This window comes from Streptomyces sp. NPDC004721, from assembly GCF_053601495.1.
Window position 1 is genome coordinate 56,709 of record NZ_JBSGBZ010000039.1, and the last position, 20,244, is coordinate 76,952.

General features: G+C 72.9%; 15 protein-coding genes. 8 read left to right on the top strand and 7 right to left on the bottom strand.

What is annotated here, in order from left to right; genetic code table 11:
- Positions 1-359: 359 nt before the first annotated feature.
- Positions 360-713, top strand: a complete 354-nt coding sequence (locus ACWEK3_RS29395; protein ID WP_453250979.1) for a hypothetical protein — start codon at positions 360-362, stop codon at positions 711-713.
- Positions 714-716: 3 nt separating this feature from the next.
- Here the strand turns inward: ACWEK3_RS29395 and ACWEK3_RS29400 are convergent, their stop codons facing one another.
- Together ACWEK3_RS29400 and ACWEK3_RS29405 are read right to left on the bottom strand one after the other, a co-directional pair.
- Positions 717-1,682, bottom strand: a complete 966-nt coding sequence (locus tag ACWEK3_RS29400) for a tellurite resistance/C4-dicarboxylate transporter family protein (protein ID WP_453250980.1) — start codon at positions 1,680-1,682, stop codon at positions 717-719.
- Positions 1,683-1,784: 102 nt separating this feature from the next.
- The gene (locus ACWEK3_RS29405) at positions 1,785-2,921 is read right to left on the bottom strand and encodes a C40 family peptidase (protein WP_453250981.1); all 1,137 of its coding nucleotides are present in this window, start codon (positions 2,919-2,921) and stop codon (positions 1,785-1,787) included.
- A gap of 324 nt (positions 2,922-3,245) precedes the next feature.
- Between ACWEK3_RS29405 and pcrA the strand changes: the two genes are divergently transcribed.
- The gene (gene pcrA / locus ACWEK3_RS29410) at positions 3,246-5,723 is read left to right on the top strand and encodes a DNA helicase PcrA (RefSeq protein WP_453250982.1); all 2,478 of its coding nucleotides are present in this window, start codon (positions 3,246-3,248) and stop codon (positions 5,721-5,723) included.
- 10 nt (positions 5,724-5,733) lie between these two features.
- On the opposite strand, the gene ACWEK3_RS29415 is transcribed toward pcrA, so the two are convergent.
- On the bottom strand, positions 5,734-7,185 hold the full coding sequence (locus tag ACWEK3_RS29415; RefSeq protein ID WP_453250983.1) for a M23 family metallopeptidase: 1,452 nt from the start codon (positions 7,183-7,185) through the stop codon (positions 5,734-5,736).
- A gap of 191 nt (positions 7,186-7,376) precedes the next feature.
- A complete protein-coding gene (locus ACWEK3_RS29420) occupies positions 7,377-8,243 on the bottom strand; it encodes an esterase/lipase family protein (RefSeq protein WP_376405405.1) in 867 nt (288 codons plus the stop codon).
- Positions 8,244-8,734: 491 nt separating this feature from the next.
- On the opposite strand from ACWEK3_RS29420, the gene ACWEK3_RS29425 reads away from it, so the two are divergent.
- Entirely contained in the window at positions 8,735-9,151 is a 417-nt protein-coding gene (locus tag ACWEK3_RS29425; RefSeq protein WP_141359236.1) for a cobalamin B12-binding domain-containing protein, read from the top strand.
- A gap of 104 nt (positions 9,152-9,255) precedes the next feature.
- Here ACWEK3_RS29425 and ACWEK3_RS29430 read toward each other — a convergent pair whose 3' ends face one another.
- Together ACWEK3_RS29430 and ACWEK3_RS29435 are read right to left on the bottom strand one after the other, a co-directional pair.
- Positions 9,256-10,884, bottom strand: coding sequence for a DUF5691 domain-containing protein (locus ACWEK3_RS29430; RefSeq protein ID WP_453250984.1), 1,629 nt, complete (start codon positions 10,882-10,884; stop codon positions 9,256-9,258).
- A gap of 253 nt (positions 10,885-11,137) precedes the next feature.
- Positions 11,138-12,493, bottom strand: coding sequence for an SWIM zinc finger family protein (locus ACWEK3_RS29435; RefSeq protein WP_453250985.1), 1,356 nt, complete (start codon positions 12,491-12,493; stop codon positions 11,138-11,140).
- A 133-nt stretch (positions 12,494-12,626) separates the two neighbouring features.
- Between ACWEK3_RS29435 and ACWEK3_RS29440 the strand changes: the two genes are divergently transcribed.
- The 3 genes from ACWEK3_RS29440 to ACWEK3_RS29450 all read left to right on the top strand — a co-directional run bounded on the left by ACWEK3_RS29440 (position 12,627) and on the right by ACWEK3_RS29450 (position 17,497).
- Positions 12,627-13,778: an ATP-binding protein gene (locus tag ACWEK3_RS29440; protein WP_450540924.1), complete on the top strand. Its 1,152-nt coding sequence runs from the start codon at positions 12,627-12,629 to the stop codon at positions 13,776-13,778.
- A gap of 120 nt (positions 13,779-13,898) precedes the next feature.
- Entirely contained in the window at positions 13,899-16,316 is a 2,418-nt protein-coding gene (locus ACWEK3_RS29445) for a DUF5682 family protein (protein WP_450540926.1), read from the top strand.
- Positions 16,313-17,497: a VWA domain-containing protein gene (locus ACWEK3_RS29450; protein WP_453250986.1), complete on the top strand. Its 1,185-nt coding sequence runs from the start codon at positions 16,313-16,315 to the stop codon at positions 17,495-17,497. Before ACWEK3_RS29445 ends, ACWEK3_RS29450 begins: the two co-directional genes overlap by 4 nt.
- A 138-nt stretch (positions 17,498-17,635) precedes the next feature.
- Here the strand turns inward: ACWEK3_RS29450 and ACWEK3_RS29455 are convergent, their stop codons facing one another.
- The gene (locus tag ACWEK3_RS29455; protein ID WP_453250987.1) at positions 17,636-18,709 is read right to left on the bottom strand and encodes a hypothetical protein; all 1,074 of its coding nucleotides are present in this window, start codon (positions 18,707-18,709) and stop codon (positions 17,636-17,638) included.
- A gap of 105 nt (positions 18,710-18,814) precedes the next feature.
- Here ACWEK3_RS29455 and ACWEK3_RS29460 point away from each other — a divergent pair, with 105 nt between their 5' ends.
- A complete protein-coding gene (locus ACWEK3_RS29460; protein ID WP_453250988.1) occupies positions 18,815-19,081 on the top strand; it encodes a hypothetical protein in 267 nt (88 codons plus the stop codon).
- Between the two features lie 455 nt (positions 19,082-19,536).
- Positions 19,537-20,244, top strand: a 708-nt coding sequence (locus ACWEK3_RS29465; protein ID WP_361418779.1) for an ATP-grasp domain-containing protein, incomplete at its 3' end; no start/stop codon positions are given.

Sequence of the window (20,244 nt, forward strand, 5' to 3'; positions counted from 1 at the left end):
GCCCGGGCGGCGGTGAAGCCGGTCACCTGAGGGAGGAGCTAAGCCGCTCGGTGAGCGCCGGGTGAGGTCATGTACGGAAGTGGCGGCAGGGGATCGCCGGGTGACCGTATGTGACCGCGATCCCGTTCCGGCGACGTCGCCTTCACGCGCTGCGATGACCGATGCGTGGATTTCCGGAGCGTTCGGGCTGGGCGAGGTGCTATGTGTCGCATATATGCGGCGACCGGCAGGCGTCCGCTTGTGTCCACCCGGGTCCTGTGTCCGCCTTCGTCCGGCGTCGGCGTGCGCGCGTCGGCGGGCGGCCGCCTGGGACGGGCCGGTGCCGGGGGCGGAAAGACCGCTGGTTAGGCTCACGACTCATGGACGTACCCATCCATCTCTTCGTCGGTCTGCACATCGTCGGTATCGCCGCGCTGCTCGGCGGCTTCCTCACCCAGATGAAGGCGATGGGCCGCGGCACGGCCCGTTTCGTGCCGGCGATGCTGCACGGCGCGCTGACGATGCTGGTCACCGGCGTGGTCCTGGTCGGCCTCAACCAGGCCCAGGGCCACCACGTCGACAACATCAAGATCGGCGTGAAGCTGGCGCTGCTGATCGTGATCCTCGGCCTGGTCTACGTCAAGCGGGACGACGAGAAGGTGGACAAGGGCCTGTTCGGCCTGGTGGGCTTGCTCACCACGGCGAACATCTTCATCGCCGTGCTGTGGACGTGACGGTCAGCGCAGCGCCCTGAGCTCCGCGCGCGCGTCCAGGACCGCGCCCGTGGCGACGGCCAGCCAGGCCGCCACCGCGACCCACAGCAGTACCTCCCCGAGCCCCCGCGACGGGACGTCCGCGGCGGCCGCGACGGACACGCTCGCCGCCGCCGTTATGCCCATCGGGAACACGGTCGACCAGCGGCGCACGTCGTAGCGCAGCCGGGGCCGTACCAGCTCGGCGACGACCAGGACGGCGTACCAGCACAGGTCGAGCACGAGGAGCGCCAGAGTCACCGTCCGCAGCACACTGCTGTCGTCGGTGTCCCACAGGTACATGCCTTCGCCGCCGACCGCGATCAGCTGTGCGCCGGCGAGAGCCGAGATCGCCAGGGCCCCGCCCGCGATCCACTGGTCCCCGTGCCCCTCGAGCAGCTGCCGCAGGTCGAAGCAGTACAGCGCGCACACGTACAGCACGAGCCCGAGCCAGAACAGCACCAGCGCGGCGTACGCCGGCCAGGCCACGGCCTGTGCCCTGGCCAGAGTGGCGGCGAGCACGGCGAGGCCCTCGGTCGCCACGCAGCTCAGGAACACCGCCCCGGGCATGGGCCGACGGCAGTTGCGGACCACCAGCACCAGCAGCCCCGGCCACAGCACGAAGGCCAGTGCGAGCAGCGCCTCCGCGAGGGTCTGCCACCCCAGCGCCGAGAAACGGGTCCCGAGCACGGTCGTCGCCGCGACGGCGGTGAGGGCGCCCGGCGTTCCCGCCTCCCTGATCCACCGCGCCCGGTCGCCCAGCAGCCGTAGGGCGAAGTCCGCCGCCAGCGTCAGCCAGGCGAAGCAGGCCACCGCGAGGATCACGCGGGACAGGGGTTCGTAGCCCGTCAGATGCAGGGCGACCGACACGATGCCGGTGGCCATCACGGCGGCCCCGGCCGCCGGGGGGCGCTGGGCCAACCAGGCGCGCAAGGGTGAGGTGCCGGGCATGGCCCGATGCTAAGGAGCTTCGCGCGCCCATGCGCGGGGCACGCGCGCGGGTGCTTGCAAAAACCGGCCCGCCGAAAGCCCGCCGGACGGGACGCGCCGCCCTCAGTCCGGCCGTACCACGCGGTGCACCGCCGATTCGCCGTCGTGGTGGACGGACTCCTCGCGGACGCGGCCGCCGGGCCTCGGCGCGTGGATCATCACGCCGTCACCGGCGTAGAGACCGACGTGGTCCGCGTCACCGAAGAAGGCGAAGAAGACGAGGTCGCCGGGCCGGGCCTCGGAGAGCGGGACCGTCGTACCGGCCTGGACCTGGTCGCGAGCGGCGCGGGGCAGCGTGACGCCGGCGGCCTTCCAGGCGGCCTGGGTGAGGCCGGAGCAGTCGTACGATCCCGGACCCGCCGCACCCCACACGTACGGCTTGCCGATCTGCTCGCGGGCGAAGGCGAGGGCCTGGTCGGCCCTGGTCGCCTGCGCGGGGCCGGACGCCCGCCCGGGGAACTCACCGGACGAGGCACCGGGTGCCGCGCCGTCGCCCTGACGAGGGGAGGGGGCGGCGTTCGCGGCGTTCGCAGCGTTCTCCGCGTTCGCAGCGTTCTCTGCGTACTCCGTGTTCGCTGCGTGCTCCGTGCACTCTGCGTTCCCGGCCGCCTGCGCTTGCGGCGCGGGCTCAGGCGCGCGCACGGCCTCACGTGCTTGGGGCGCCGACAGCAGCAGTACGCGCGCGTGGGCCAGCTTCCGCTGGACGGCCGCCTTGGCCGCCGCGATGTCGTGCTGCGGCTCGGCCGGCGGCCCGGGGAGGTCAGGGGCCGGAGCCGGGGAGGTGCTTGGGGCTGTGGCCGTGACCGTGGTCTCGGGTGCCGGCGGCCGCGCGGTGTGGCCGTCGACCAGGCTTTCGCGGCGTGCGTTCAGCCGGCTGATCAGCTGGGCCTGGTCGAAGTAGCCCTGCGGGGTCTCGGTGAGCAGCAGGGCGGCGGTCTCGGGGGCGGGGTCACCGTTGCGGTACGGGGCCGCCGCGAAGGAACCGAGCATCTCCCGCGCCTTGCCGAGCATGTCGGCGCGCTTGGCGACGTCGTCGAGGAGCGCGGCGACCAGCCCGCGCTGCCTCGTCCCCCTCTTCTGGGCGGTGTCCTGCTGGGCGGCGTCGTTCCGCGCGGTCGACGACCCCGCCCGGCCGTACAGGTAGTCGAGCTTCCTCTCGACCTCTTCCGGGCTCGGCCCCTCACCGTCTGCCCCGTGCATGACTGGTCCGTGCGTGTCTGATCCGGGTGTTGCGGCGGGCCGCGTGCCGCTGTGCGACGCCAAGGGAGGCGACTCCTTCCATCGTCCGCCTGCCGGTTGGCCGTCGGGATCGGGTGGATTGCGTGGGGAGGTCGCGTCGTCGGCGAGTCCCCCGGTGACGATCATGCGGTCGGATCGCACGCTAACCAACTTGTGTGGCTCGTGTGAAGGTTGGTGCGAGGTATGTCCGATACGTTTTCGTGACCTTGGTCTCGGCCTCGTCGAAGCGGTCATTTCCCGGGGCGGCCACGGGTTGTCGGTGGGGCGCCCTAGACTCGTAGAGCGATGAGCAGCCTCTTTGACGACAGCTTCCTGGCGGATCTCCAGGCCCCCCGCGGGCACGAGGAAGAGCCCCCGCCGCCCGAGGACGATCACGCTCCGGAGCCGGTTCCGGACGATCTGTTCGGCGGGAAGTTCGACGTGCCCCCGGACCGGGACGCCTACTACCGCGACGGCGCCCACCGGCCGGTCGTGGACCCGGCCGCGCTCCTGGAGGGGCTGAACGACAACCAGCGCGCCGCCGTCGCGCACTCCGGCTCCCCGCTGCTCATCGTGGCCGGCGCCGGCTCCGGCAAGACCCGTGTGCTCACGCACCGGATCGCGTACCTGCTGGCCGAGCGGGGCGCCCACCCCGGCCAGATCCTGGCGATCACCTTCACCAACAAGGCCGCCGGCGAGATGAAGGAGCGCGTCGAGCAGCTCGTCGGACCGCGCGCCAACGCGATGTGGGTGATGACCTTCCACAGCGCGTGCGTGCGCATCCTCCGCCGGGAGAGCAAGAAGCTCGGCTTCACGTCCTCCTTCTCGATCTACGACGCCGCCGACTCCAAGCGCCTGATGGCCCTGGTCTGCCGCGACCTGGACCTCGACCCCAAGCGCTACCCGCCCAAGTCGTTCAGCGCCAAGATCAGCAACCTCAAGAACGAGTTGATCGACGAGGAGGACTTCGCCGCCCAGGCCACCGACGGCTTCGAGAAGACCCTCGCCCAGGCCTACGCCCTCTACCAGTCGCGGCTGCGCGAGGCCAACGCCCTCGACTTCGACGACCTGATCATGACGACGGTCAACCTGCTGCGCGCCTTCCCCGACGTCGCCGAGCACTACCGCCGCCGCTTCCGGCACGTCCTGGTCGACGAGTACCAGGACACCAACCACGCGCAGTACGCCCTGGTACGGGAACTGGTCGGCACCGCCGAGTACCCCGTGGACGTACCGCCCGCCGACGACGAGCTGCGACCCGCCGAGCTGTGCGTGGTCGGTGACGCCGACCAGTCGATCTACGCCTTCCGCGGCGCGACCATCCGCAACATCCTCCAGTTCGAGGAGGACTACCCGGACGCGACGACTATCCTGCTGGAGCAGAACTACCGCTCCACGCAGACGATCCTGTCCGCCGCCAACGCGGTCATCGAGCGCAACGAGTCCCGCCGTCCCAAGAACCTGTGGACCAACGCCGGCGCGGGCGCCCGCATCACGGGCTACGTCGCCGACACCGAGCACGACGAGGCGCAGTTCGTCGCCGAGGAGATAGACCGCCTCACGGACGCGGGCGAGGCCAAGGCCGGCGACGTCGCCGTCTTCTACCGCACCAACGCCCAGTCCCGTGTCTTCGAAGAGATCTTCATCCGCGTCGGCCTGCCCTACAAGGTCGTCGGCGGCGTCCGCTTCTACGAGCGCAAGGAGGTCCGGGACGTCCTGGCCTACCTGCGCGTCCTGGCCAACCCCGAGGACTCCGTCCCGCTGCGCCGCATCCTCAACGTGCCCAAGCGGGGCATCGGCGAGCGCGCCGAGGCGATGATCGACGCCCTCGCCCAGCGGGAGAGGGTCAGCTTCCCGCAGGCGCTGCGCCGCGTCGACGAGGCGTACGGCATGGCCGCGCGCTCCACGAACGCGGTCAAGCGGTTCAACACGCTGATGGAGGACCTCCGCACGATCGTCGAGTCCGGCGCCGGACCGGCCACGATCCTGGAGGCCGTCCTGGAACGCACGGGCTACCTGGCCGAGTTGCAGGCCTCCACCGACCCGCAGGACGAGACCCGTATCGAGAACCTCCAGGAACTCGCTGCGGTCGCCCTGGAGTTCGAGCAGGAGCGTGGGGAGGGGGAGCCGGTCGCGCTCTCCGACTTCCTGGAGCAGGTCGCCCTGGTCGCCGACTCCGACCAGATCCCGGACGAGGAGGACGGCGACGGCGTCATCACGCTGATGACCCTGCACACCGCCAAGGGCCTGGAGTTCCCGGTGGTCTTCCTGACGGGCATGGAGGACGGCGTCTTCCCGCACATGCGCGCCCTCGGCCAGACCAAGGAACTGGAGGAGGAGCGGCGCCTGGCCTACGTCGGCATCACACGCGCGCGGGAGCGGCTGTACCTGACCCGTTCGGCGATGCGCAGCGCCTGGGGCCAGCCGTCGTACAACCCGCCCTCCCGGTTCCTGGAGGAGATCCCGCCGACGCACGTGGACTGGAAGCGGACGGGCGGTTCGCCCTTCGCGCCCTCCGGTCCGGCCTCCTCGGTGGCGGCCTCGCTGTCCTCGTCCCGGTCCCGCTCGTCGGCGTCCGGTGCCTCGGGCTTCGCCACCCGCCGCACCACGGAGAAGCCGGTGGCGGCCCTCGCCGTCGGAGACCGGGTCACGCACGACCAGTTCGGCCTGGGCACGGTGGTCGCCGTCGCGGGCACGGGCGACAAGGCCCAGGCGACGATCGACTTCGGCGACGGCAAGGCGAAGCGGCTGCTGCTGCGGTACGCGCCGGTGGAGAAGCTGTAGCGGGAGGGGGTTACGTCGGGTCGAGGCCGTGGCTGCGCAGCCACGACAGCGGGTCGATGGGCGCCCCGCCCGCGGGCCTGACCTCGAAGTGCAGGTGCGGGCCGGTGGAGTTGCCGGAGTTCCCGGAGTAGGCGATCGGCTCTCCGGCCTTCACCGTCGCACCGGAGGGGACCCGGTAGCTGGAGAGGTGGCAGTACCACGTCTCCGTGCCGTCCATCGCGGTCACGATCATCATGTTGCCGTAGGCGCTGTTCCACTGCGTGCGGACCGTGCCGTCGGTCGCGGCCAGCACCGTCGTCCCGTACGAGACGGGGAAGTCGATGCCGGTGTGCACCGACATCCAGTTCACGCCGGCCTGTCCGAAGTAGGCACTGAGACCCCTCTCGAAGACCGGGACTGCGAACTTGGGGCGCAGCCGCTCTTTGCGGGCCGCCTCCTCCGCCGCCTTCTTCTTCTCGGCCTCCTGCTGCGCCTTGAGGTCGATGCGCTCCTGGTAGCGGCTGGCCCGGTCGGCGAAGTCGTTCGCCCCCGCGGACAGGCCCTGCAGTTGGGTGTCCAGCTTGTTGTTGGCGGTGGACGCCTTGACGGGGTGCGCGTCGGGCGTGACCGCCGCGCTGTCCGTGCCGTCCTCGGTCAGACCGCCCACGGAGGCGGCGGCGATCCCGGCGACCCCCATCACGCAGACCGAGGGCACCGCCACCGTGAGCAGTGCGGAGCGCCTGGCCGGGGGGCGGCGTCGGGAGCGGCCCGCTGCGCGGGAGGCCGCTCGCGAGGCGGGGGCCGGAGCGGGGGTGACTTCTTCCTCGTCGTCGAGCAGCGGCGGGGCCGGGTCCGGCTCAACCGCGGCGGCCGGTTCCTCTTCCGCCGAGTCCCCCTGCGGCTCGTGCGGTTCGGGCCCCTCGAAGTTCTCGCCGACCGTGGTGCCGCCGTCGCTGTTCCACTGCGTGGCGTCGTACGCGCCGGTGTCGAAGGCCTGCGTGCCCCAGTCCCACTGCTGGGTGGCGTCGGCGGCGGCCGTCTGGTCCGGCTGGAGCCAGGTGTGCGCGTCCCACTGGCCGCTGGTGTCGACCGGCGTGGACTGCGGTGGAACGGAGGCCAGTTGCTGCTGGTAGCCGGTCGCCCAGGTGGTGGTGTCGTACGCGCCGGTGTCATAGGCGGTGTGGTGCTGGGCCGCGTACGGGTCGTAGTTCTGGCTCTGGTGGCCGTTCGTGGACCAGGCGGTGGTGTCGTACGAACCCGTGGTGTGCGTCTCGCCGGTCGTGAGACCGTCGTAGAGAGGGTCGGCGGTGTAGTCCGCCGTGGCGTACGTGCCGGTGTGGTAACCGGTGGCGTTGTAGTCGCTGTACGTGGTGAAGTCGCCGTATGCGGCTTCCTGTCCGTCGTACGACGCGTAGGGCGTCGAGGCGGTATCGGAGGCCGGAGCCGGGGCGGCCATGGTCCCCGACGGGTGACGGTCGTTCACCAACTTCTCTTTCGCCTCGACAACAGGGGCTGGCAGAGCAGTGCGGTGACTGTACCCGGCGGTATGAGGGCGCGACAATCTTCCGCAGGTTTCCCCGAGGCGGGAAACGGGCATTCAGCCGTGTTTCGCCGGGGTGTGGAGACGGCTTTAACTTTGTGTTCGAGTTGCGTTCGATCCCGAGAGGTTGGCCGTCAGGCGACGGTCACTCCGCCGGCGCGGTCGGCGGTCGGGTCCCCGGGGCGCGCGGTGTCGAGGACCTGCCGTATCCCGGTCGCCACGGCGGGGTGGAGCGGCAGGGCGAGATGTCCGATTCCGCTGACCTGGATGTTCTCCACCTTCAGGTCGGGGTGCTCGATGCAGGCCGACTCCAGCGGGTCCATCAGGTGGTCGAGGTCGCTCCAGAAGCTGACGAAGTGCGTACGGCAGCCCGGCGCGGGGCGCGACAGCTCCTCGATCAGCTCGGAACCGGGGCGCATCTGCCGCACGATCGGATGGGCGTTGGCCAGCGGCGCGACTCGGGTGCCGGAGTGCGGGGTACCGAGGGTGACGAGGGTGCGGACCCGCAGGTCGCCGCCGAGCCGCTGCACGTAGTAGCGGGCGATCAGTCCGCCGAGGCTGTGCCCGACGACGTCGATCTGCCTGCTGCCGGTGCGCTCGCAGATCTCCTCTATGTGCCGGCCGAGCAGTTCGGCCGCGGTGCGGATGTCGCAGGTCAGCGGTGAGTAGTTCAGGGACTCCACGCGCTGCCTGCCGTGCTGGGCGAGGCTGCGGCGCAGCAGGACGAATACCGAGCGGTTGTCGATGAACCCGTGCAGCAGCACGACCGGTGGCTTGGCCTCGGTCGGCAGCTGGGCGGTGCCCTCGGGCGCCGGGATCGCGCGGGAGGCGCCGCGGCGCTCCTGGACGATGCCCGAGGGGTAGAGCAGGAGATGTCCCGCGAGGATCGCGAGTTCCAGAGCGGTCGCCTTCAGCAGGGCCAGTGAGAGCCCGGCGAGTCTGCACGGCAGCAGGCACCGGCAGAGCGGGAGGATGGGGTCCGCGACCCTGGTGACCTTCATGGCCGACCTCCTGTCGGCACGTGGGAGGACGGCCCTGTCCCCCCTGTGCCCTCGTGGGCAGTCGCGGCGGGGGCGGTCGGCCGGGCAGGCTTCGCGCTGCCGTGCCCCACCGGCCCCGGGTGCCCTTCGTGCCCTCGCGGATACGGCGCACCACCGCGGCGCGCGGTCTGCGGCGCGGTGGTGCGACGACCTCGTTGCGGTTCCCGTCGTGCTTGCTCCCGCAGTGGTCCGCGCGCCGCGGCAAAGGCGTGCGACGCGAGGGCCGCGCGGACGGGGAAAGATGCGCGGCCTGCGGGTCCCCCCTGCCCGGAGAACTCGGGGGAGTGTCCCACCATGTGATTTCCCCCTCCCTCTGCACCGTGAAACTGCCGGTTGCGGGATGCTGGCGATAACGTTCGTTCACTTCCCCGGACGGTGTGGTGCGGGGCGTCCGTGCCACATGTGAGGTACTTGTCGGTACGGATGGATGTAGTCGCTTCATGGAGGCAGTGATGGGTGTGGCAGCCGGTCCGATCCGCGTGGTGGTGGCCAAGCCGGGGCTCGACGGCCACGATCGGGGCGCCAAGGTGATCGCGCGGGCCCTGCGCGACGCCGGTATGGAGGTCATCTACACCGGGCTCCATCAGACCCCGGAGCAGATCGTGGACACGGCGATCCAGGAGGACGCCGACGCGATCGGCCTGTCCATCCTCTCTGGCGCGCACAACACGCTGTTCGCCGCGGTGATCGAACTGCTCAGGGAGCGCGACGCGGAGGACATCGTCGTCTTCGGTGGCGGCATCATCCCGGAGGCGGACATCCCCCCGCTCAAGGAGAAGGGTGTCGCGGAGATCTTCACCCCGGGCGCGACCACCCAGTCGATCGTCGACTGGGTCAGGGCGAACGTCCGCCAGCCCGCCGAGGCGTAGGGGCGCCGGCGGCTCCCGCAGGTTCTCCCGGCGCCGGCCGGGTGCGAGCGGCCCGTCCTGGGGGCACGGCCCCCAGGGAGACCCGCCTTCACCCGGGGCGGGACTCAGCCGGCCCGCGCCGCCTCCAGCTCCCCGGCCATGGCGGAGCGCAGCCGCAAGGTCGTGACCAGCCGCTGGAAAGCCTCCGCCCAGTACCCTCCGGCTCCCGGCGACGCGTCCTCCGCCTCGTCCGGAACCGCCAGCAGTCCGTCGAGCCGACTCGCCTCCGCGGGATCCAGGCACCGCTCGGCAAGCCCCATCACTCCACTGAAACTCCATGGGTAACTCCCTGCGTCCCGCGCGATGTTGAGCGCGTCGACCACCGCCCGCCCGAGCGGTGCCGCCCACGGCACCGCGCACACCCCGAGCAGCTGAAACGCCTCGGGCAGTCCGTGTGCCGCGATGAATCCGGCCACCCAGTCGGCCCGTTCGGCGGCGTCCAGGGTGCCGAGCAACTTGGCGCGCTCGGCCAGGGACACCGCGCCGGGGCCGCCGGCTTCGGGGGCCGCGGGCGGCCCGAGCAGCGCCCGCGCCCACTGTGCGTCCCGCTGCCGCACCGCCGCCCGGCACCAGGCGGCGTGCAGTTCGCCCTGCCATCCGTCCGCGACCTGCAGGGCCACGATCTCCCGCGGCGTGCGCGCGCCCAGCCGTCCGGGCCAGGTCCCGAGCGGTGCCGCCTCCACCAACTGGCCCAGCCACCAAGATCGTTCGCCCCGTCCCGCCGGAGCCTTGGGGACGATCCCGTCGCGCTCCATGGCCGAGTCGCACTCGTGCGGCGCCTCGACGACGAGCGTGGGTGTCACGCGCGTGTGGTCGACGGCCACGCAGGAGCGGGCCCGGGCCGCCATCCGCGCGGCCAGCGCCGATCCGGGCAGCGCCGAGAGCAACTCCGCGGCCGTGGACCGTACATTGCGGCTGCGGTCGGACAGGGCCTGCTCCAGAAAGGCCTCGTCGTCCGGGCCGAGACCCGTCCGCAGGGAGTCGAGGAACATCAGCCGGTCCTCGGCCCGCTCGGTGGCCCAGGAGTCGGCGAGCAGTTCGCGTGCGGCCGCGGGCGTGCGGGCACGTATCGACGCGAGCAGCGCGACCCGCTCCGCGAACAGGCCCTCCTCCCACAGCTTGCGGACGCGGTCGGCGTCCTCGGAGCCGCTCCGGGCGGCGCCGGCGCCCGGAGCCGCCCGCAGGGCGAACCGCCAGTCCGGGTTCAGCCCCGCCAGCCACAGCGCGCGCGGGCCTCCGAAGGCCAGTGCGGCCGGACGCAGGTCCGTACGGCCCCGCGCGGCGTCCAGCAGGGCGGGCAGCGCCTCCGGTGGCGGGGCGTACCCGTGTGCGTTCGCCGCCGCGAGCCACTGGGGCAGCAGCTCCATCAGGTCCGGCGCCGTGCCCCGGCGGCCGCCCGCCGCACCGGGCCGGTCGGCCAGCAGCGCGGCGAGCCTGCGGGCCGCGGCCGCGGGCAGTGGCGGACGCGGATCCTCCGGTGCGGGCTCCGGGCGCCGGGCCGCGGACGCGGGGCGCAGTCCCGCACGCCGCCGTACGGTCTGCACGGCCGCAGCGTCGAGCAGCGCCACTGGCGCGGTCCGTCCGGGTGCGCCGCCCGGGGGCATGCGCCGGTCCGTGCCGAGCAGGGCGGTGGTGACCAACTCCTCCCAGGCGCCCGTGGCGGGCGCCTCCGGCGGGGTGGAGGTCCTGATCATGAGCTTCCTTTCCGTAGCCGGCTGCCCGGAGTGGTTGAAGGGTCACATGGACCGGGTTTCCCCTGGGGTGGAACAAATGCGTGGGGCAGAAGAGAAAACCTATTCAGATGGGATACTCTCTGACATTTTGCGCCTTTTGGGTGAGAGGTTCCCGCTGTGCCGACAGTGCCCCGCGTGTCGCGGTGACGTCACTCCTTTGCCGGACATCCCGAGCCCGCTGCCAGGGGTGATATCACGGATGGTCGATTATGTATCAACACAGTGTCACCATTTCTCCCTCGTCCCGCGGCCATGCGGTCAACGGGGTGAAGCCCCGGTGGCCGCACTCGCCGAAGACCGTGACCGGCGCGCCGCCCGACAGGGCGACCAGCCGCCACAGGCCCGGACGCGTACGGGCCGCTCGAGTGACGGGCAGCGCGGAGTCGGAGGCGGCGTCGGCCAGCTGCCAGGACTCCCCGTCCGGGATCGGTACGACCTCCCGCAGCGTCACCGGAACCGACTCCAGCCACGGGTCGTCCCGCAGCGCCGCGCCGTAGCGGGCGGCCGCCTGCGCCGTCGCCACCCCGCGCGGGCGGATCCGGACGGGCGCCGGGGGCGCGAACCGCTCGCCCAGGGCCGCGCGCAGCTGCCCCGCGCCCGGATAGGAGGACAGCTCCGCCTCCAGGGCCAGGCCCACCGGCAGCGCGAGCTCCGGGGCGCGGCCCGCCGCGCCGTAGGAGAGCAGGAGAGCCGTACGGCCCGAGTCCGCGCCGTGCAGCCATGTCCTGCGTGTGGTCAGCTTCGCGTCCGCGGTGTCGTACTGGGCGAGGACGAGCCAGCGATCCCGCACCGGAGGCCCGTCCGCGGAGACGGGCAGGCCCACCCGGGATCGGACCGTCGCCGACACCCCTTCCGGCAGCCGCTCGCGGCCCATCCAGCCCTGGCCCAGCAGATGCAGCAGCGCGCACTCCTCCAGCAGCCGCGCCGGCCAGCCCGGCCCCGACGACGGCACGGCCCCCAGCTCCCGCACCCGTCCCGCCAGTCCGGGAGCCTGCGCGTCGACCATGCGGGCCGCCGTCTCCTCCCACAGCGCGTACCCCTCCTGCTCGGCCGGGGCCAGACCGCCGCGCAGCAGGTCGGCCAGGCGCTGCTCCAGCTCCGTCACCCCCGCGGTGATCCGCTCGGCCCGGCGCTCCGCCCTGCGCAGCGCCGCCTGCGGATCAGCGGCACCGGAGGCCGGACCCGCGGCCCCCTCCGACCGCTTCCGCACCGTCCGCTCCCTGCGGGCCGCCATCCACTGCTCGGCCCAGTCGGGCGCCGGCCCGGACGGCACCGCGCCGTCGTCGCTCGCCCACAGCAGCAGCAGGCCGAGCGCGTGCTTGCACGGGAACTTGCGGCTCGGACAACTGCACTTGTACGCAGGCCCGGCACCGCCCGCGACGTCGACGACCGTCTGATACGGCCTGCTGCCGCTGCCCTTGCACAGTCCCCACACCGCCCCCTCGTCGGAACACCCCGCCTCGGACCACGGCCCGGCCGCGCCGAGTTTGCTTCCCGCTTTGCGCGACGCGGCGTCAGGCGCCAGTGCCAGCACCTGGTCCGCGCTCCAGCGCACCCCCTGCTGAGTCATGCCATCGAAGGTAGGACCTGCCACTGACAATCGACCGGGCAAGCGCGATTGCACAGGTCAGAACGCATTGTCAGTGCTGTGGTTCATGGTTGGTCACAGATCCGAACCGGCCGAGCTGGAGGGGGCCTCAGCCATGTCTGTGTCCGTCGAACCGACACCCGTCGAACCGCGCCAGAACCACTCCGCGCCCGCGAACACGCCGGAGGCGCAGACACTGCGCCCGCACGCCGAGCACGCCTTCGCGGCCGAGCTGGCGGCGCTCGCCGCGCACGACGACCGTCCGCGCCCGGCCCGCTGGAAGCTGTCGCCGTGGGCCGTCGCGACCTACCTCCTCGGCGGCACGCTGCCGGACGGCACGGTGATCACACCGAAGTACGTGGGCCCCCGCCGCATCGTCGAGGTCGCGGTCACCACCCTCGCCACCGACCGCGCACTGCTCCTGCTCGGCGTGCCGGGCACGGCGAAGACCTGGGTGTCCGAGCACCTGGCCGCCGCGGTCAGCGGCGACTCGACGCTCCTGGTGCAGGGCACGGCCGGCACCCCGGAGGAGGCGATCCGCTATGGCTGGAACTACGCGCGGCTGCTGGCGCACGGCCCGAGCCGCGACGCCCTCGTGCCCAGCCCGGTCATGAGGGCCATGGCGCTGGGCATGACCGCCCGGGTCGAGGAGCTGACCCGCATCCCGGCCGACGTGCAGGACACGCTGATCACCATCCTGTCCGAGAAGACCCTGCCGATACCGGAACTGGGCGAGGAGGTGCAGGCGGTCCGCGGTTTCAACCTGATCGCCACCGCCAACGACCGCGACCGCGGGGTCAATGACCTGTCCAGCGCCCTGCGCCGCCGGTTCAACACGGTGGTGCTGCCGCTGCCGGAGAGCCCCGAGGCCGAGCTCGACATCGTGGCGCGCCGCGTCGACCAGATCGGCCGCTCTCTCGACCTGCCGAGCGTCCCGGACGGGGCCGACGAGATCCGCCGTGTCGTGACCGTCTTCCGCGAGCTGCGCGACGGAGTCACCGCGGACGGCCGTACGAAGCTGAAGTCGCCCAGCGGCACCCTGTCCACCGCCGAGGCGATCTCGGTGGTCACCGGCGGCCTCGCGCTGGCGGCCCACTTCGGCGACGGCGTGCTGCGGGCCGGTGACGTGGCCGCCGGCATCCTCGGCGCCGTCGTCCGCGACCCGGCGGCAGACCGCGTCGTCTGGCAGGAGTACCTGGAGACCGTCGTCCGCGAGCGCGACGGCTGGAAGGACTTCTACCGGGCCTGCCGGGAGGTGAGCGCGTGAGCGGCACCGGACGGCCGACCGACGGCGGACCCCTGCCGGCCGGCTCGGCGCGGGCCCGCGCCGACGACGAGCCCAGCTGGACCGCGGGACGAGGACGAGGGAGGACGAGGAGGGGACGGCGTGAGGGGAACTGAAGAGTCCGGGAGCCGGCGGCCCGGCGCGGGGCCGCTGCTGCTCGGGGTCCGGCACCACGGGCCCGGATCCGCCCGCGCGGTGCGGGCCGCGCTGGAAGCGGCGCGACCGCGGGCGCTGCTGATCGAGGGCCCGCCGGAGGCGGACGCGCTGATCCCGCTCGCCGCCGACCGGGACATGCGGCCGCCCGTCGCGCTCCTCGCCCACGCCGTGGGCGAGCCCGGCCGCTCGGCGTTCTGGCCGCTGGCCGGTTTCTCGCCCGAGTGGGTCGCCGTCTGCTGGGCCCTGGAGCACGACGTCCCGGCCCGCTTCATCGACCTGCCGGCCACGCACACGCTCGCGTGGGGCAGGGAAGACGCCGGCACGCCTGCGGACGCCGGCGCCGACGCGGAGGGCTCCGCGGTGGAGGGGACCGCGGAGCCCCCGGCGGGGGCGTGTCCGCCCGAGACAGCGGTGCGCGTCGACCCGCTCGCCGCGCTCGCCGAGGCCGCCGGGTACGACGACCCCGAGCGCTGGTGGGAGGACGTGGTCGAGCACCGGGGCGCCGGCGAGGGCGACGCGTTCGCCCCGTTCCTGGTGCTGGAGGAGGCCATGAGCGCGCTGCGAGAGGCGTACGGCAGCGGGGAGGACCACCGGGATCTTGTGCGCGAGGCCCATATGCGCCTCCAAGTGCGTGCCGCGCAGCGCGAGTTCGGGGAAGGCGTCGCCGTGGTGTGCGGGGCCTGGCACGTGCCCGCGCTGCGGCGGAAGGCGACCGTCGCCGCCGACCGGGCCCTGCTCAAGGGACTGCCCAAGGTCAAGGCGGACATGACCTGGGTGCCGTGGACCCATCGCCGGCTGTCCCGGGCCTCCGGCTACGGCGCGGGCATCGACTCGCCCGGCTGGTACGCCCACCTGTTCGACGTGCCGGACCGGCCCGTCGAGCGGTGGCTGACCAAGGTGGCGGGACTGCTGCGAGAGGAGGACCGCATCGTCTCCTCCGCGCACGTCATCGAGGCGGTGCGGCTGGCGGGGACGCTCGCCGCGATGCGCGGCCGCCCGCTGCCGGGGCTGAGCGAGACGACGGACGCGGTGCGCGCGGTGATGTGCGACGGCTCCGACGTGCCGCTGGCACTGGTGCACGACCGGTTGGTGGTCGGGGACGTGCTGGGCGCGGTGCCGGAGGCGGCGCCCGCGGTGCCGTTGCAGCGCGACCTGGCCCGGCTGCAGCGGCGGTTGCGGCTCAGACCGGAGGCGTTGGAGCGGGAGCTGGAGCTCGACCTGCGCAAGGAGACCGATGCCGGGCGCAGCAGGCTGCTGCACAGGCTGCGGCTGCTGGGCGTGGGCTGGGGCGAGCCCACGGCCTCGCGGGGCAGCACCGGTACGTTCCGGGAGACCTGGCGGCTGTGCTGGGAGCCCGAGCTGTCGGTGCGCGTCGCCGAGGCCGGGGTGTGGGGGACGACCGTGCTCGCCGCCGCGACCGCCAGGGCGGAGTCGGACGCCGTGGCCGCGCGGGCCCTCGCCGAGGTCACCGCGCTCGCGGAGCACTGCCTGCTCGCCGAACTGCCTGACGCGCTGCCCGTGGTCCTGCGCGTGCTCGCCGACCGGGCGGCGCTCGACGCGGATGTCGGGCACCTTGCCCAGGCGCTGCCGGCCCTGGTCCGCTCCCTGCGCTACGGGGACGTGCGCGGCACGGACACCGGGGCGCTGGCCGGGGTGGCGGCCGGCCTGGCAGAGCGGATCTTCGTCGGGCTGCCCCCGGCCTGCGTCGCACTGGACGCGGACGCGGCCGAGGAGATGCGGCGGCATGTGGACGCGGTGCACGGCGCGATCGCCCTGCTCGGCGACACCCCCCAGGCCGAGCACGGCGATCTGCGCGCCCGCTGGCACACCGTGCTCCGGACCCTTTCCGGACGGGACACGGTCCCCGGGGTGCTGCGGGGACGCGCGGTGCGGCTGCTGCTGGACGACGGGGAGGTCGAGCAGGAGCAGGCGGCGCGGCTCATGAGCCTCGCGCTGTCGCCGGGCACGCCGCCGGCCGACGCGGCCGCGTGGATCGAGGGCTTCGTCGGCGGTGGGGGCGGGATGCTGCTCGTGCACGACGAGCGGCTGCTCGGGCTGGTCGACGCCTGGCTGACCGGCGTGCCGGCGCAGGCGTTCACGGACGTACTGCCGCTGCTGCGGCGCACGTTCTCGGCGTACGAGCCGGGGGTGCGCAGAACGCTCGGCGAGCTGGTCGGGCGCGGTCCGGGGCAGGGCGGCGGTGGGGCCGGGGGCTCGATGGGCGGTGTGCCCGGGTTCGCCGAGGAACTCGACCAGGAGCGCGCGGACGCCGTACTGCCCGTGCTGCGGCTGCTGTTGGGGCTGGACGGCCCCGGTCCCGGCGGGGAGAAGCCGGGCAACGAGCTTGCGGAGGTGGCGGGATGACCGTGGGAGAGGGGTACGACGTGACGGACGCGGTCCAGGAGCGGCTGCGGCGCTGGCGGCTCGTGCTCGGCGGCGGCCCGGCCGACGGCACCGGATGCGCGCTGTCGGGACGGGACACGGCGATGGACGCGGCGCTCGCCGCGCTCTACGGAAAGGGGGACAAGCCGCCGACGGGACGGACGGGACGCGACCGTTCGGCGGGGCTGGGAGGCTCGGCGCCCTCGGTGGCGCGGTGGCTCGGGGACATACGGACGTACTTCCCCTCCTCCGTCGTGCAGGTCATGCAGCGGGACGCCATCGACCGGCTCGGGCTGGCCACGCTGCTGCTGGAGCCGGAGATGCTGGAGGCGGTGGAGGCGGACGTCCACCTCGTCGGCACCCTGCTCTCGCTCAACAAGGCGATGCCGGAGACGACGAAGGAGACGGCCCGGGCCGTGGTGCGCAAGGTCGTCGAGGACCTGGAGAAGCGGCTGGCCACCCGCACCCGGGCCACGCTCACCGGCGCCCTCGACCGCAGCGCGCGCGTCAGCCGGCCACGCCACCACGACATCGACTGGAACCGCACCATCGCGGCCAACCTCAAGAACTACCTGCCGGAGTACCGGACGGTCGTGCCCGAGCGGCTGATCGGCTACGGCCGGGCGTCGCAGTCCGTGAAGAAGGAGGTCGTCCTCTGCGTCGACCAGTCGGGGTCGATGGCGGCGTCCGTCGTGTACGCCTCCGTGTTCGGGGCGGTGCTGACGTCCATGCGGTCCGTCAGCACGCGGCTGGTCGTCTTCGACACGGCGGTCGTCGACCTCACCGACCAGCTCGACGACCCGGTGGACGTGCTCTTCGGCACCCAGCTCGGCGGCGGCACGGACATCAACCGGGCGCTGGCGTACTGCCAGTCGCGGATCACCCGGTCCGCGGAGACGGTGGTCGTGCTGATCAGCGACCTGTACGAGGGAGGCATACGCGACGAGATGCTGAAGCGGGTCGCCGCGATGAAGGCGTCCGGAGTGCAGTTCGTGACGCTGCTCGCGCTCTCCGACGAGGGCGCGCCCGCCTACGACCGCGAGCACGCGGCGGCTCTCGCGGCGCTCGGGGCACCGGCGTTCGCCTGTACGCCCGACCTGTTCCCGGAGGTGATGGCGGCGGCGATCGAGAAGCGGCCGCTTCCGATACCCGACGCCGTGTGACCTTGCCCGTCCAGCGGTGGGAGAGGGCTTGCGCACCCTTGGGAACCCCGTGCGAGGATCGACGCTCCGACACCCTTGTCGCCGTACGCGAGGAACCGCCCTCTCTTGACCTGGCCAGCAGCCCTGCCCGGTGCCGCTCTACGCGCGACGCGTACGGCGGCCGGGCGGCGTGTTCTGCAACTGGGGCTGCTGGTGGGGGCGTTGTTCGCCCTCGGGTTCCTGTACGGGCAGCAGGCGCGGGCGGCGGAGCGCGGACCGACGGCACCCTTGTCCGAGACGGTGACCGCCTCGGTTCCGGGGCCCGAGTCTGCGCCCTCGCCCGCGCCCTCGTCCTCGCCCTCGTCCGGTGGCCTCGCGGCCGTGACCGCCCGGGGCGCGAAGCCTGTCGTCGGTCCGATCACCGAGCCCGTCGAGAAGCCGGGCGTTCGGATGGCTGCCGAGCCGGTCGTCGAGCGTGTTGTGCGGCCCGTTGCCGAGTTCGTGGTCGATCCGGCCGCCCGGCCCGTCGCCGCGCCCGTCGTGCGGCCGGTTGTCGAGCCTGTTGTGCGGCCGGTCGGCGAGTCCGTGGTCGAGCCGGTCGCCCAGCCCGTGACCGCGCCCGTCGTGCGGCCGGTCGCCGAGTCGGTCGTCGAGCCCGTCGTGAAGCTGAGCGTTCGGTCGGTCGTAGAGCCTGTCGCCGAGCCGGTCGTGCGGCCGGTCGGCGAGTCCCTTGCCCAGCCGGTTGTTGAGCGCGTCATGAGGCCGGTCGGCGAATCCGTTGCGCAGCCGGTCGTCGAGCGTGTCGTGAAGCCGGTTGCCGAACCGGTTGTCCGGCCCGTCGCCGAGCGCGTCGTGAGGCCGGTAGTCGAGCCGGTCGTCGAGTCCGTAGTCCGACCCGTCGTGAGGCCGGTAGTCGAGCCGGTCGTCGAGTCCGTAGTCCGGCCCGTCGTGAGGCCGGTCGTCCAGTCCGTCGTGAAGCCGGTCGTCGAGCCTGTTGTGACGGTGGTCGTCGAGTCCGTCGTGCGGCCGGTCGTGAAGCCGGTTGGGGATGTGGTCGGCGCTGAGGCGGGCGGGGCGGTCGAGGTGTGGCCCGAGGTGCCGGCGGTGCCTGTCGTGCCCGGCCTTCCGACGCCGTTGCCGTTGCAGCCGCAGCCGGGGTCCGCTGCCTCGGCTCCGCAGGCCCAGCCGCAGCAGCGGCCGGGCGGCGCGGGCCTGTCCACGTCCGGTGGGCACACCAGCACCCCCAAGGCCCGTACGGCGCAAGGCGGCACCGCGTCCTCCTCCGCCGCCTACGGCCCGCGATACGCCGGCGCGACCTCCGGGACCGGCGGCGCCGCCGTGCACGTCCAGTCCCACCGCGCGCCCCGTACCGGTCTCGTCGCCCCCCTCGTCCCGATCCCCGCGCACCAGGGCCCCGATGGTGGTGCGGACGGCGTGCTCGGCGATCACGCGACAGCCGACTCCGGCACCTCGCGGCACGGTGACGCGCACGCCGTCACGGTGCCCGAGCGGGCCCCGTCGCGGCTGGTGCCCGGCGCCGCCGCCCGGGCCGCCGCACTCGGCACCCCGGACCGGCACCAGGTCGTCCCCGTCTTCCCCGGCTGACCGGACAGGTCCACCACTCCGTCGCCACGGAGAGCCCACCCGACTCCGCGGGCCCGGTGGACCCGGACGGCTGAAAGCCGTCGGTCCGTCCGGCCGTGCCACCCGGGACCTCGCGGAAAAGGGCGGTTGGTCCCCATTGGGGTGGGGACCAACCGCCTGAGCCCCTTCGGGGCTGCACGAGGGGGCCTCACCCGGTCAACCCCAGCCCGGTGAGGCCCCCGCTCCAGCGGCACGCCGTGCCAGAGAGCGCGGCATCATGTGACAGGTATCACCGCTCAGGTGTGACCCTCGATTTAGGGCACTCCCGTAAGCGGGGATAACCTGCGAGACGGACATGCCGCGCGCTCGGACACCGTGTGCGCCTTCCCTGTGACCCAGAGCGGACGTCACGTTGCCCTTCGCGGCACGCCCACGCATCCAACGAACCGCGAGATCACTGATAGGGACGGAAGCGCGTGGACCTGTTCGAGTACCAGGCGAGGGACCTCTTCGCCAAGCACGGTGTACCGGTGCTGGCCGGTGAAGTCATCGACACGCCTGAGGCGGCGCGCGAGATCACCGAGCGGCTGGGCGGCAAGTCGGTCGTCAAGGCCCAGGTGAAGGTCGGTGGCCGCGGCAAGGCCGGTGGCGTCAAGCTGGCCGCCACCCCGGACGAGGCCGTCGCCCGCGCGACGGACATCCTCGGCATGGACATCAAGGGCCACACGGTCCACAAGGTCATGCTTGCCGAGACCGCTCCGGAGATCCTCGAGGAGTACTACGTCTCCTTCCTCCTCGACCGCGCCAACCGCACCTTCCTCTCCATCGCCTCCGTCGAGGGCGGCATGGAGATCGAGGAGGTCGCGGCCACCCGCCCCGACGCCGTCGCCCAGATCGCGATCGACGCCATCGACGGCGTGGACCGGGCGAAGGCCGAGGAGATCGTCGCCGCGGCCAAGTTCCCGGCCGAAGTCGCCGACAAGGTCGCCGACGTCCTGGTCAGCCTCTGGGAGGTCTTCGTCAAGGAGGACGCCCTCCTGGTCGAGGTCAACCCGCTCGCGAAGGTCGCCTCCGGTGACGTCATCGCCCTCGACGGGAAGGTGTCGCTGGACGACAACGCGGAGTTCCGTCACCCCGAGTTCGAGGAGCTCCACGACCGGGCCGCGGCCAACCCGCTGGAGGCG